This window comes from Planctobacterium sp. R6, assembly GCF_055755215.1.
Genome location: NZ_JBVTQY010000038.1, coordinates 1 through 14,436 on the forward strand (window position 1 = coordinate 1; position 14,436 = coordinate 14,436).

General features: G+C 47.4%; 10 protein-coding genes. 4 read left to right on the forward strand and 6 right to left on the reverse strand.

Annotation, left to right across the window (positions count from 1 at the left end; translation table 11 throughout):
- Nucleotides 1-116 precede the first annotated feature (116 nt).
- Nucleotides 117-1,316 (reverse strand): tyrosine--tRNA ligase, encoded by a 1,200-nt coding sequence (tyrS, locus tag AC0J20_RS18660; RefSeq protein WP_473022894.1) that lies wholly within the window; start codon nt 1,314-1,316, stop codon nt 117-119.
- A gap of 269 nt (nt 1,317-1,585) precedes the next feature.
- Between tyrS and AC0J20_RS18665 the strand changes: the two genes are divergently transcribed.
- Together AC0J20_RS18665 and AC0J20_RS18670 are read left to right on the forward strand one after the other, a co-directional pair.
- Complete coding sequence (locus AC0J20_RS18665) at nt 1,586-3,202, forward strand: peptidoglycan DD-metalloendopeptidase family protein (protein WP_473022895.1); 1,617 nt, start codon at nt 1,586-1,588, stop codon at nt 3,200-3,202.
- Between the two features lie 75 nt (nt 3,203-3,277).
- A complete protein-coding gene (locus AC0J20_RS18670) occupies nt 3,278-4,393 on the forward strand; it encodes an anhydro-N-acetylmuramic acid kinase (RefSeq protein WP_473022896.1) in 1,116 nt (371 codons plus the stop codon).
- A gap of 78 nt (nt 4,394-4,471) precedes the next feature.
- Here AC0J20_RS18670 and AC0J20_RS18675 read toward each other — a convergent pair whose 3' ends face one another.
- From AC0J20_RS18675 to AC0J20_RS18695, 5 genes are all read right to left on the reverse strand, one after another.
- Entirely contained in the window at nt 4,472-4,732 is a 261-nt protein-coding gene (locus tag AC0J20_RS18675) for a type II toxin-antitoxin system Phd/YefM family antitoxin (RefSeq protein ID WP_473022897.1), read from the reverse strand.
- Between the two features lie 169 nt (nt 4,733-4,901).
- A complete protein-coding gene (locus AC0J20_RS18680; protein ID WP_229528285.1) occupies nt 4,902-6,725 on the reverse strand; it encodes a trans-sulfuration enzyme family protein in 1,824 nt (607 codons plus the stop codon).
- A 182-nt stretch (nt 6,726-6,907) separates the two neighbouring features.
- Nucleotides 6,908-7,834 carry an alpha/beta hydrolase gene (locus tag AC0J20_RS18685; protein WP_473022898.1) on the reverse strand — a complete coding sequence of 309 codons (927 nt, stop codon included), beginning with the start codon at nt 7,832-7,834 and terminating at the stop codon, nt 6,908-6,910.
- Between the two features lie 20 nt (nt 7,835-7,854).
- Complete coding sequence (locus AC0J20_RS18690) at nt 7,855-10,506, reverse strand: alpha-amylase family glycosyl hydrolase (RefSeq protein ID WP_473022899.1); 2,652 nt, start codon at nt 10,504-10,506, stop codon at nt 7,855-7,857.
- A gap of 84 nt (nt 10,507-10,590) precedes the next feature.
- On the reverse strand, nt 10,591-11,001 hold the full coding sequence (locus tag AC0J20_RS18695) for a hypothetical protein (RefSeq protein ID WP_473022900.1): 411 nt from the start codon (nt 10,999-11,001) through the stop codon (nt 10,591-10,593).
- Between the two features lie 133 nt (nt 11,002-11,134).
- Between AC0J20_RS18695 and AC0J20_RS18700 the strand changes: the two genes are divergently transcribed.
- Both AC0J20_RS18700 and AC0J20_RS18705 read left to right on the forward strand, forming a co-directional pair.
- On the forward strand, nt 11,135-13,828 hold the full coding sequence (locus AC0J20_RS18700; protein WP_473022901.1) for a DUF2339 domain-containing protein: 2,694 nt from the start codon (nt 11,135-11,137) through the stop codon (nt 13,826-13,828).
- 10 nt (nt 13,829-13,838) lie between these two features.
- Complete coding sequence (locus tag AC0J20_RS18705) at nt 13,839-14,432, forward strand: HD domain-containing protein (protein ID WP_473022902.1); 594 nt, start codon at nt 13,839-13,841, stop codon at nt 14,430-14,432.
- Nucleotides 14,433-14,436: the final 4 nt, after the last annotated feature.

The window sequence follows — 14,436 nt, forward strand, 5'->3', positions numbered from 1 at the left end:
TCTGATCGAAGGCCTGGAATTTAGTTCAAAAAAATCCCCACTAATTACTTAGCAGGGATTTGTGTATAAGAGACAGCTATTTACAGCGCCTTGTTAATTTTTTACTAACTAAAATCTTAAGCTATTGTAACGCGAGCGAACTTGCGTTTGCCTACCTGATAAACCGCGCTACCGGCAGCAGCGATAGTTAATTTATTGTCTTCCACCTTATCACCATCGATTTTAACCGCACCTTGTTTGATCATGCGCATCGCCTCTGAAGTAGAAGCCACTAAACCTGCGTCCTTTAACAAATTGGCAATCGCATAGCCTTCAGCCGGCAAAGTCAGTTCAACTTCAGCGATATCGTCAGGAATCGCATTTTTCTGGAATCGGGTAATAAAATCCTGATGCGCTGCTTCAGCCGCCGCTTCATCATGGAAACGGGCAATCAGCTCTTTGGCTAACAAGATTTTTAAATCACGTGGGTTTTTACCAGTTTCAACACTGGCTTTGAGTTCAGCAATTTCTTCCAGCGGGCGGAAGCTCAGTAAATCGTAATAGCGCCACATCAAATCATCGGATACCGACATGACTTTGCCGAACATCTCATTAGGCGTATCCGTGATGCCAATGTAATTATTCAAAGACTTGGACATCTTCTGCACACCGTCCAGACCTTCCAGTAACGGCATCATCAGAACACATTGTGGCGACTGGCCTTCTTCTTTTTGTAACTCACGGCCCATCAACAGATTAAAACGCTGATCAGTGCCGCCCAGCTCCACATCAGATTCCAGGGCGACTGAATCCCAGCCCTGTGCCAATGGGTACAAAAACTCGTGAATAGCAATTGACTGATTATTGGCAAAACGTTTTTTAAAGTCATCGCGCTCCAGCATTCTGGCAACCGTCTGACGGGCAGCCAGTTTGATCATCCCTGCCGCACCCAATGCTTCCATCCACTCGGAATTGAAACGGATCGTAGTTTTTTCCGGATCCAGGATTTTAAACACCTGCGCTTTGTAGGTTTCCGCATTGGCCAGCACATCTTCTTTGGTCAGCGGCTTACGGGTTGCGTTTTTACCTGTGGGATCACCAATCATGCCGGTAAAATCACCAATCAGGAAAATCACTTCATGTCCTAACTGCTGAAACGCCCGCAGTTTATTGATCAACACAGTGTGACCTAAGTGCAGATCAGGAGCAGTCGGATCGAACCCCGCTTTTATCTTAAGGGGTTTTCCGGTTTTTAATTTCTCAATTAACTCTTCTTCAACGAGGATTTCTTCTGAACCGCGTTTTATTTCAGCAAAAGCGCTTTGCCAGTCCGACATCTACAGACTCCAATTCGAATAGATTATTTACAAATTTGCCGGATTTTACCGGGCGCAACACCGGATTAAAAGGGCAATACCGCTAGAAAAATAGGCACAATCGGGGTATTCTGCGGATATTAACGTTTTTGGCAAGCATAAACCGCTGAATTAGCGGAACTAAATCAGTCCAAAGACGACAAAATAATAATAAAAAATAAAACAGGTCCTTCACGACTCAAAGTCGTGATATTTGTGCGCAAAACCCGCAAGGGTAAAAAACAATAAGAATGATGAAACAAATCCATGTTGCCCGGCAGCATTTCGACAGGCTGCCTAAAAAACACAAACTGTTGCTGTCAGCACTTGTGCTGTTTACGTTATGCATGATGATGCTGCCCGGTGAAGCTGACAGCAAAAATGACAACAACGAGCTGCAATTTTCTCCCGGTGAAAGGGTCAGTGTGGCGTTACCTGCGAGCTTAGACAACAGCAACGATACCACCTCTTTTATCGTCACCGAAGACATGCTTCAAAAACCCTCTGCGGCAAACCCAGGCAAACCGAAGCAAACAACAGAGGTGGTAAAAGAGCCGACGTCAGGTCAAAAAGCCTTATCACTGCCCCTGCAGGAAAACACTGAATCCATGCCCGTGGAACCGGACATGGAGCCGGAATCTCAATTAGCGACACTCAACGCCGAGCTGCCAGAAGGATTAGCCGGATTTACCCGCGATAAAGCCACGGAGCTGATGCCAGGCCTGCGCTATGCCTTGCCGATCGATGATGATTTTCTGGCCATAAATAGTGCGTTCGCAGAAGAGGAACAGGAATGGCAGACCTTCACCGTAAGAAGCGGTGATAATCTGGCAAAAATATTCTCTCGTGCCGGATTAAGTGCCAAAGAGGTACACCATGTCAGTCGGGCCGGCAGTGCCGCGAAACGGTTGTTAAAAATCATGCCCGGAGAAAATCTGGAAATACTGAAAACTCAGGATGGCCACTTTAAAGAGTTGCAATACAGCTACTCTCCCACCAAAGCCGTGCGGGTGTTTAAAGAGCACAACAATTACGGTTCTGAAGTGCAGGAAAAAGAGCTTTATACCCGCCTGAATTACGCCAGTGGAGAGATTAATTCAAACTTCTGGAATGCTGGGGTTGAAGCAGGGCTATCAGACAATTTAATCATGAGTCTGGCCACAGTTTTTGGTTGGGATATCGACTTTGCTTTGGACATCCGCGAAGGCGACAGCTTCAATGTAATCTTTGAAGAAAATTATATCGAAGGTGAATTTGTTGGTTATGGTGATATCGTCGCCGCCGAGTTCTCTAATCAGGGCGAAGAATTTGCCGCAATTCGCTACAAAGATGGCAATTACTACACCCCGGAAGGGCGCAGTATGCGTAAGAGCTTTTTGCGGGCGCCGGTGAATTTCAAATATATCAGCTCTAACTTTAATCCGCGTCGCTTTCACCCGGTGCAAAAACGCTATAAAGCGCATAACGGCATCGATTACGCGGCGAAAACCGGCACTCCGGTCGTAGCGGCAGGCGATGGAAAAGTGCTCGAGTCCTCCTATAACCGTTTTAACGGTCATTATGTGTTTATTCAGCACGGCGATACCTACACCACCAAGTATATTCACTTCAGCAAACGCGCTGTGAAAAAAGGCCAGTGGGTTAAACAAGGCCAGGTAATCGGCTATGTTGGTGCTACGGGTTTAGCGGCCGGACCACATTTGCACTATGAATTCCTGGTAAACGGAGTGCACAAAAATCCCCGTACCGTGAAGCTACCCAAGGCCTTACCAATCAAAAAGAGCGAACAGGCGGCATTTCTGGAACTAGCCAAAGACTACAAAGCGAAACTGGATAACAACCGCCGCATCATGCTTGCCATGAATTAATCCGTTCACGGCTTCATTTTTTTCAGATTGTGATACGCTTTTAAGAGCGTATCCCTGTCCCTTTTGGAGAATCTCATGACTCATAAATATATTGGGCTGATTTCTGGCACCAGTATGGATGGTATTGATGCCGTCATCGTGGACTACGCCAATGACCAGTGTAAAACGCTGGACTTTGCCACCTATCCCTACCAAGAGAATTTATTAGAAGAATTAAAGGAACTTTGTCAGCCCGGTGATAACGAGGTAAATCGCCTGGCAATGGCAGATCGCCAGGTGGCCGCCTGTTTTGCCAGTGCCTGCCAGGATTTGCTGACGCGCAACAACCTCACCGCCAGTGATATCAAGCTGATTGGCAGTCATGGCCAGACAATACGACATCACCCCGATGGTGAATTTGGTTACAGTGTGCAAATTGGTGATGGCAACTCCATTGCGGTGAAAACCGGTATCGATGTTGTGGCTGATTTCAGACGCAAAGATATTGCATTGGGTGGTCAGGGAGCGCCTTTGGTACCGGCTTTTCACCAGGCGGTATTTAGCAGCCCGGAGGAACATCGCGTGGTACTCAACATCGGTGGCATTGCTAACATCAGTTATCTGCCCAAAGGTTGTGACCCGGAACAGGTACTGGGGTTTGACACCGGTCCGGGCAATCGATTGATGGATGCCTGGTGTCATGAGCACACCGGCAAGGAATATGATGAAAATGGCGCCTGGGCGGCTTCAGGTCAGTGCCATTTGCCACTATTACATGCGCTGAAAAATCAGGATTACTTCAAGCAACCGGCCCCTAAAAGTACCGGACGCGAATTATTTAATCTGGAATGGTTGGAGCAAAGTCTGACAGTTCAGCCAGAGGAAATTCCAGCCGAAGATGTTCAAGCCACTTTATTGGAGTTAACCGCGCTCACTATCGCCAATGACATCAAAGCCCTGCAAGCGGTTGATAGTGTCTATGTCTGTGGCGGCGGTGCCCAGAATGCTCATCTGATGGCCCGTATAGCGGCACAATTGGATGGTATCAAGGTGACCACCACCCATGAATTAGGTATTCATCCGGACGCAGTGGAAGCACTGGCTTTTGCCTGGCTGGCCTGGGCATTTGAAAACAATGTACAAGGCAATGTCCCCAAAGTCACCGGAGCGAGTCGTGGTGCAGTGTTAGGCACATTGTTTAAGCACCATTAATGGCCCGGCTAAATACAGGGAAAGCAATCAGCTTCCCTGTTAATCTTTCCACTTTGCTGAATACACTGCCTATCAATATTATAATCTCAGCCACTTATGCATTTTTTCTTTAGTCTGAGAATTAGATAATACTCGCTGGTTTTTAATCGCTTGTTCTCCACGAGCGATTCCCTCAAGAATAGACATGCGCTTTTGCATCATTTCATAATCTTCAACATCAACAAGATAGGCAGAAGGTTGGCCATGCTCAGTAATCAAAACTGGCTCTTTCGAAGCATGGAGATCAGCCAATAACTTGGATGCTTGTCTTTTTAGCGAGGTTACCGGTTCGACCTTCATAGTCAGATTCCCAATTCAGCAAAGTGTCACTATAACATCGCTTAGCTTTGTGATTTCAGCTAAAAACAGTCAGTATCAATTCACTGCCAAACAACAAAAAGCCGCAATCGCGGCTTTTTTATGTAATTAATTCCACTTCAATCAGGATACGGTTAAGTATCCATTGGGATTATGCAACTACGCTGTTCGCAGCGTCTTCAAAGCGTCCACTCAGCAGTTGTGTCAGTGGTGCAGTGCTTGAATAGTGCTGCTGACAGAACTTGCTGGCTACCTGCATGTATAGCTCATCTACCGCTTCTGGAGTCATAAACTTATCACTGAATCCAGGCGATACCGGGTCGATGTGCAGGCGTACCACGTTGATGAAGTGGGCAATCAGTTCCTTGATGTTCTCAGTTCCTGTAGCAATACGCATAGTCGTCAGGTAGATGCCCGCGTCTTTTTGTTCTGCTTCGCCCATTTCTGAGTGAGACGTTAAGGCTGGGCACAAAATGATGGTATTGTTCTGACCGATGCTGACCTGGTGACTAAACGCAGGCTCCAATGCATCAAAGAAACGCACAAAGGTATCACGCTCAAGTCCGGATTTTTCCATGTCCAGAGTGAACAAGGCACAAGGCCAGCCATGACGCATTTGTTTGTTTTTGATGGCGGCATTGTGATTGCCTTCAATACTGTGGCAATGCACTCTGATTTCCGGGTGAGAATGGAAGAACTGACTCAACACCTGAGCATTAATGCTCTTCGCCAGAATTCGCTGCTCCAGGGTTTTCATACCGGTTAAGACATCAAAAGCTTTCTCTGAATCCAGGAAGGCACCTTTAATGTAGTACACGTCCCAGAACATAGTACGCGACCAGTCATAGTCATTAACACACTGTCCTTTGGCCTGGAACATGCGCCAGGTTTCAGCAATCACCACACCCGCTGTTGTAGCACCGCTACCGCAGATGTCTTTGGTGTAACTGTGCACCACATAATCCGGACGCTCGCGTTTGTCGGAACGTTGCAGAGGCTGATGTAAAACCGGCGTTGCCAGGGTGGAATCCAGCATCACCACATGGTTGTCCTGATGAGCAATTTTACAGATACCAGCAACATCCAATACATAACCATGGGGGTTACAGGGAGATTCAATGTAAACGTGCAGATCGTGAGTTTCCAGACGCGCCTGATGCTTGGCTTTCACGTCCTTCATGAAGCTTTCAAAAGTATCTGCGTCATAGCCATCAAACCATTCGATCTGGATGTCCATGCGGTTCTTTCTGGCAAAATAGTCGTGTAACAACTGGTAAACACCGCCGTACACATTGCGCGATACAATTAGCACATCACCGTGGCCCAGTACGTTAGACAACATGGCATCAATCGCCGCCATACCGGAGTTGAAGTTCCACGCCAGATAATCACCTGCATAGGGGCCAGCTTCCATTTCTACGATGGCGTTCGCCAGAGAAATATTAGTGGGGTTTAACAAGCGCGAATAAATCTGGTGAGTGGCCTCTTTACCCTGGAAGGCGTCGTCAACCCATTCGGTACAGGCATAGACATAAGTGGCCGTGCGCACTACTACCGGTGTCGCAGAAAATAAGGCGGTAGTGTTATCAAACAAGGGATAGTGAGTTTTTGCCACTTGCGAGCCGGTTTGTTGCTGCAAACTCTGGAAGGTGGCCCGGAACGGGTTTTGTAAGGTATCCAGAACCTTGGCAATTTGGAAACTCAAAAACTTCTTAGCATTGAAGTAAGCAATTTTGTCTTTGCGATCTAAAGTGGCCAATGTTTTAGAAGTTACCTGCCACAGATTGGAAATATCAATCTGCGCCTGATACAAGTGCGCGGCCGCTTCAAACAGACACTTGCCATATTCAGTTTTAGGGTCGATACCAAAGTGCGCTAACTGCTCTTCAGCTAACTGGTTGACCGTTGTAGCGACGCTGGTATTTCGTTTAGGGGAGAGGATCTTTGCTGTTTCGACCTGTTCGGACATGTTCATACTTCTCAGATTTTTTGTGATTGTTATTTTGGACGACGTTTTAACGCCCGCGCTCACTTTTTTCCAGAAAAGCACCACAAATAAATCCGCCCGAACAGGCAAGATATGTTTACTTTTTATTTACAGCTGTCAGTTAATCCCTTGATTTAATTGATATAAGGTATAACAAAAATGTTAAATATTTACTGTCCCAGTAAAAACAACAAAGGAATGTGTAAACGCGCTTGCCAAAATCGCTCTTCGTGACCATCACCTACAAAGGTATTGGTGATCCAATTTTGATAATCATAGCCCTTTTCCCGCATCACTTTATCCGCCAGTGCCTGATATGGTGGATAGTATTGATCCAGTGTTTCCGTGCCCAAATCAAAATAGATTTTATGGCTGTCGGGATCTGGCAGATTTTCCCGCATGTAAGCTGCAAACGCCTCAGGAATGGGGCTGTCAGCCTCAGGATTACCGCCAGGCCAATGTGTCGAAAGACAAGCAGCCCCACCAAAAATATCGGGATATTCACTGATGGCATACAGGGAAATAAGGCCTCCCATACTGGAACCCATCACAAAGGTATTATCTTTGTCGGTGTGAACCGAATAGTGCTTATCAACATAAGGCTTTAATTCCTGAGTCAGGAATTTGAGATAATCATCAGAGCGAATTTCCCCCTGAAACAATGGCTGGTTGTAGCTTGTGGCGCTGACCAGGCGCTGCTGCCACTGAGGTGTCAGGCTCTCGAAGACCTTTTGCGGAAAATACTCGTTGCGACGCGCAAACTTACCATTGTGATTGCCATTAAAGGCCGCCACCACAATAAAATCTTTCACCCGCCCCTGTGCCATCAGTTCAGTACCGACATCATCAACATCCCAGGCCTGTTTATTCCAAGTAGTATCAGCATCAAACAGGTTTTGCGCATCGTGCATGTACAACACTGCGTATTTTTTAGTTGTGCTGTAGCCTTCGGGCAACCAGATAAAGACGTTTTTTTGTGGAAACAATTCAGAGCCAAACGGCTCCAGCTTTTTTAAGGTACCGCTGCTCACTTCAACAGCCTGACACAGGGTGCTCACCATCAAAAACCAAAGTGTTAAAAGAATTCTGCTGCTCATTAATTTGCCTCCGATAAGCGTCACTGTAGCGCTGATAACTGTAGTTTTACCGAATCCATGATTTTGGCGTCATGGTGCTCGCCACCGCCAAATTGCCACTCGCCCCCCTCAGGCGTCAATTCCCTGTAGGCACCTTCACCTGAGATATCCCAGGTGGTCAGGTAGATGAACACATCTTGCCAATCGCTGACCCCAAACTGTTCGCCGCGATAGAAAAAGCTAATTTCACCTCTATCTTTATCCACACTAACCTGGGGTGCAATGCCTACCTTCTGGCCCATTTCATTAGCCGATGCATGGGCTGAACGATACATGTAGTTACCCCACCCATAGGCCACATGCGCCAAATCCCAGTTGCGATTTTCCGGCATAGTGGCGTTAAGCAGCGGCAGAGTGTGGGCGCCCTCTTGCTCAGGAAAATCAAAGAACAGGGTAAAACTGGTATTGTCAAAGCCATTAGACGGAAGCCAGTAATCACTTATCTGGCTCATTGTCAGGGTGAGTTTTAAATTAGCGCCAGCCGTTTGCGCATCCACCTGCAATATGTCCATCTGCTGCTCACTGGCCTTTTGTTGTGGTCGCAAATAGTGCCCGGATTCACCCCGGTCATCGCCTTTGGCATCAGCCACAATAACCTGAACTTGCGGTTCAGACACGCTTGCAGTAAATCGCTGCGTGTCCGACACAAAGTTGTGGTCAGGAGCATACAGCTGTAATTCGTATTGCGTTTCACCCAGATTTCGCACCGGGATCACTGCCTGCCACCGCCCCTGGGGATCCGTTTTAATCCGCTGCGCAGTATCGAGGTTGCCGTTTAATATCAGTTTAATGGTCGCGTCAGCTTCGCTAAACGTGCCTGATACCAGGATATCCTGTTCAAACACTTTGCCATCAATCGGGCTATCTAGATGTATAGAAACCTGAGGCGCCTTGTTTTCCGAAGCTTGTGGCGGTTCATCAGAGGACAAATACACTGCCACCGCTCTGGCGGGCAACTCCATCGACAGGTTCTCATCTGCGGCAATTTCAGGCGTGGTCAGCGCAACGTTTTGGTACAAGCTATGCAATTGCGTACCGGCTTGCAGCCCGGTTTCTGCGCCATGTAACAACACAGCATGGTCGGCGCTGTTAAGTACCATGATAGCCGTCTGCCCCTGATATTGACGCTTGTATACCAATACGCCGGGGCCGGATTGATTGGACGCCAACAAGGTCAAGTCACCACGGCTGAATATCGGATGGGCCTTGCGTATTGCAGCTAAGTCTTTGATATAGCGGAATAGCTCAGAGTCGCGATTGAACTGGTCTTGCTCGCTGAGGAAGCCTCCGGCAAACATGGCTTGTCTTGATTCCTGGTGGCCCTGCTCGGTGCCCTGATAAATCACAGGTATACCGGGAATAGTTAACAACAACGCCAGTGCTTGTTTTAATGCTGCTTCACTGGCCCCCGCTAAAAAGCGCTTGGTATCGTGATTATCAATAAAGTTAGGGATTACATAGGGATCGGGATACATCTCCATAAATGCCTGCAACCGAAAAGCCAGTTGCGCCGTTGGCTTGCCTTCCCCTAAAACACTGCCAATTTCAAAGTACAATGGAAAGCCAATCACTGAGTTGAGTTCAGGTTTGTCTTCGCTGCCTAAAAAACTAACAACCTTACTCTCGCCTTCCGTGTCGAATGGTTTTGATGCTTCGAACACTTCGCCAAAAGTTAAAAAATGATTTTTACCCAGAGCCTCTGCCCGGGCATAAATGCCATCCTGATCGTGCAGAAATTGCTGCCAGAAACTGTGCTCCACATATTTAACGGTATCGATGCGAAAGGCATCTACGCCTACCTCAGTCATCCACCAGCGATAAGCATCTTTAAATGCCGCAATTACTGCCGGATTCTTGGTATTGATATCTGACAGATTGCCCAATTGATAGGTAAATTGCTGCTCAAGGCTCTGATAATTCGATGTTCCAGGAGTCCAGTTGTAAATACCGGCTTCGGCATGTTCCGGATTTAGACGATTCACCCTATTAAATGGTGCCATCTCAGGTGCGGCCTGAAAGCTCTGCTCCAACAGCACAAAGTTTTTTGCGGTATCTTCAGGATCGTATTCCCCCTGATAACCAAAAAAGATGCCGCTGTGATTGACCACAATATCCTGAATCAGGTACATGCCCTTTTGATGCAGCGCCGCTGAAAGCGCCTTGTAATCCTCCAGGGTGCCATAATGCTCATCCACTTTTTTAAAATCCCGGGCCCAGTAACCATGGTACCCGGAATATTCAGAGTCACTACTCCACCACTGATTAGCGACCGGCGGTGTTAGCCACACAGCCGTTGCGCCTAAGTCCTGTATGTAGTCCAGCTTTTGCGTAATACCCGGGATATCACCACCGTTATAGTGGCTTTCCTTGCTCGGATCGTACTCACCTCGCCCCATGTCGTTATTAGTGGGGTCGCCATCGTTAAAACGGTCGGTCATTAAAAAGTAAATGATCTGATCCTGCCACTGTGGTGACGGTACATGCAGAAGTTCTCTATTAGGTGTCTGATTTTCTGATATCGCCTTATTTTGCCTATCATCACTGGCCTGCTGCGGTTTTTGAGCCGAACAGGCAGTAACGACACTTATCAGAAAGGGAGGAAACAGGAGAGCAACAAGGTATTTATGATTCACAAATAAACGCACTATGTTCAGTCAGGCTTAGTCTAATACTAGTGTTTTCTGTTGCATTTACCCGATGAATACGTTTGCAGTTGCTCAGAAGGTAACTGGCATCCAGATGCGGGACCAGCGTTTCACTTTTTCCTCTGCCGCCAATTTTTGTGGTGACACCACCTGCGCAGCTTTACAGGAAGTACTTTCATCCAGCGCCTGACTGTTAACCGCTCCCACGTATCCCCCGTCTATCGCTAAACACACTGCCACCACGTCATGGCAATGGTGACAGGTGATAAACTCAGCTTGCTCAGAGCCTTGTTTTAATCTGTCTATGTGAGAATCAGCGCGAATCGCCAGTTTTCCTTCAGGATCAGATAACCAGCTGATATTTCTGCAGGTGCAAAAATCACAATCACAGGCCCTTGGGGCATAGCACTTGAGCGGATGCGGCAAATTGAGTTCAAGCTTTACACTACCGCACTGACAACGACCTGACTGAGTGTGGCTCATAGAGTTCTCCTTAAAACGTGGCTGGCGTTAACAGTGTAGCCCCTTATTTTGTTATGTCGCCAGTAAATATTTTCCCATTTCACTCTGTTCAGGCGTAGAATCAATAACAGGAAAGCGTTATGAGTTAAACAAAATGGACGTCATGGTTTTAATTTTATTAGTGGGATTATTTGTTTTTGTGGCGGCGATTATTTCGTTCCAAAACAAATCTCAAATCAAGCGGTTGTTGCAGGTTAATAAAACCCTCACCAGTCGACTTGAGCTGCTCAATATCCAGCTCAACAAACTGCAGTCTCAGATGGCCAGACTGGAAAATCCCCCCGATGATATCAGCGCTATGGCTGTGAAAAATGACACCAGCGAAATCAGCGCCATTGCAACCACAGATCCAACTCCCTCAAATAAGGTAACGCCACCTGTTGATGCTGAGCATGCTGCAACAAAGATAAACCCAGCACCGGCATCTGTCACCGAGTCCTCAAAAGTAGCTAAGACCAAGGTGTCACCTTCCACCAGCAAGCAAGGTTTCGACCTGGAAATCTGGTTGAGAAAAAATCTATTTCTCTGGTTGGGCGGCCTGGTACTGGCGTTGGGCGGACTATTTCTGGCCCGCTATGCAATAGAGGCTAATTTAATTTCACCCGCTCTGAGAGTCACAGGCGGCGCCCTGTTTGGTATTGCACTGGTAGCGCTGGCAGAATATCTGAATCGCCACGCGGAACGTTTTGCCATTCATTCCAGTCATGTGGTGGCGGCTATTGCCAGTGACGGCAGTATTACCTGCTTTGCCATGACTATGGTGGCCTGGGATGTTTATCAGTTTATTGCTAATCCGGTGGCGTTCGGCTTACTGGCCATCATATCGTTATCAGCCATCTCTTTGGCGTTGCGCTACGGGCCAATCATGGCGGTGGTGGGTATTATTGGCGCTTATCTGGTACCAGTGTTGGTCTCCTCCGACTCTGCCAATATTACCTTGTTGTTGCTTTATGTTTGTTTTATTTCTGCAGCCGCCATTTGGGTAAGTCAGCGGGTATCAAAATCCTGGCTTTGGTGGCAGGCTCTGATTGGCCATTTTGTGTGGTTTGCTGCGGCAACAGCATTCGCAAAAGAGACGGACATTCTGATCGTTTTAATCACCGCACTGTTGTCGATTTATCTGTTTATTTTGTCCGATTTAATGGGTTGGCGATTACAAAAAACACTGACTCAGGCACTTCCGGTACACACCTTGTTAATGCCCCGCAAAGAGCACCTTCCGATATTGTTTTGCGTCATACTGCTGAGCTTTGTGCTTTGGCAATTCAGCAGCGATATTAATCTGACACTGGTTAACCTGGTGTTGGGCTCGGTGTTATTAGTCAGTGCAGTCCGATACAGCGCACTTGATAGCTGGCCCTTTTTGGCGCTAATGTTTGCGCTGTTTTCATTATATTTATTCGCTGTCCCTGTCGATTTAAATGACAACCTGTTTCCCTTCCGCAGTGGCTATTTGTTCGCACAAATACTGGCGCTTGTGTTTGTCATCTACGCAGCGCTAATGAGCAAAGTTTATCCCGACAGAATCGCCTATCTGTTGCTGCTGGTTTTAGCCCCGATTAGCAGCTACAGTCTGAGTTATTTTTGGTCTCCGATTACTGCCAACAGCATACTCAACCCGGTTTGGATCACAGAATTACTGCTCCTGGCAGCTATCAGTTGCTATGTGGCTACCAGAGCGGCCAATCATTTGCATAAAGTGAGTTGGCTGATTCTGTGTAATGCCTGTGTCACCCTGTGTCTGACCCTTGTTCTGAGCAAGAGCCTGTTGACATTAGCCTTGTTGGTGCAGGTCACCAGCATGTGTTACCTGACCCGAAAATACCTGGTGGCTCTGCCTGACTGGTTATTTAAAGTGGCTATTGGTATCGCCACCCTGCGGTTAACCTTAAGCCCCTGGCTGGATAACTATGCCGACGAAACCTTGTTTACCCTGCATTGGACACTCATTGTTTACCCGCTTGCTGTCTGTGCCCTTGCTCTGGCCTATCGCTACAGTGACTCTGCGAAATTGCGCAGTTGGATAACCGGTGCCATCTTGCATCTGATCGCATTGTTCGTGACCACAGAGACGTCCTGGTTGCTCGTGGGCCATTACCCGATCCCCGGTGATCTGACCTTTAATGAAAGTGTGTTGTTGGCATTCAACTGGATGCTATTGGGTTGCGTCTATCTATGGCGAATGCAGGCGTCCAGCACAGGAAAATCCCTGTATCAGTTGGCCGGACTTGGACTGCTGACCTTAAGCTTATTACTGCAGTTAGGTATTACAGTGTATGGCTCCCCGTATTTTTCCGATATTGCTGTTGGCACAGGTATCATTAACTGGCTGCTCCCCTTATGGGCTTTACCGGCCTTACTACTCATCGGATTAATTCGCATTCGCCTGTTGCCAACCCTGCTACAACAACCGGCGCAAACCATCGCCGGCGTGTACCTGTTTTTATTTGTCAATGGCATGATCCGCAACCAGTTTCAGGGCGGTAGCATAAACCTGCTGGCTGAAACTTCTGACTCAGAGCTGTATACTTACTCGTTCGTCTGGTTGTTACTGGCAACCACAAGTATTTTTATGGCACACCTGAAAGGCAATAACACTATTAAGAAAGTCGGTTTTGGACTGCTGGCAATGGTGGTTCTGAAAGCCTTTTTGGTGGATATGGCTAACCTCGAAGGCTTGTACAGAGCCTTGTCATTTATAGGCTTAGGTTTGTCTCTGGTGGGAATTGGCTGGCTGTTTCAAAAGATTCAAAAATCGCCATTGCCCCCCACTGCCCCGGTTAATTAAAGGAAATTTCATGGATGCACTAGCACAACAACTCAACTTCATTCTGGAACTGGATAAACTCAAAGCCGTTTACCGTCAGGCGCTGGTGAAAGCCGATAATAATCGCCAGGAAAACAGCGCGGAACACAGCTGGCACATTGCCATGTTGGCCCCCATCCTTCAGGAACACGTCGCAGAAGAGGTGGACTTACTGCGGGTTATTAAAATGCTGCTAATACACGATATCGTGGAAATCGATGCCGGTGATACCTTCGCCTTTTCTGAGCAAGGTGATCTGGATGCGCAGCATGGCAAGGAATTAACCGCCGCCAATCGCATTTTTGGATTACTGCCTGAAAGCCAATTCCAGGAATACCGTTCTTTATGGTTAGAGTTTGAAGAGGCAACAACAGCCGACGCCAGATTCGCCAAAGCCATGGACCGTATTTTGCCGCTGCTGCAAAACATGCAAAACGAAGGCGGAAGTTGGGCCAAACACGGTGTTAAAAAATCTCAGGTGTTAAAACGCAATCAATACCTGGAAGAGATTGCACCGGCCATCTGGCAGTATGTTTGCGCACAAATTGAAATCGCCGTTAACCAGGGCTGGCTCAAAGACCAATAACAAC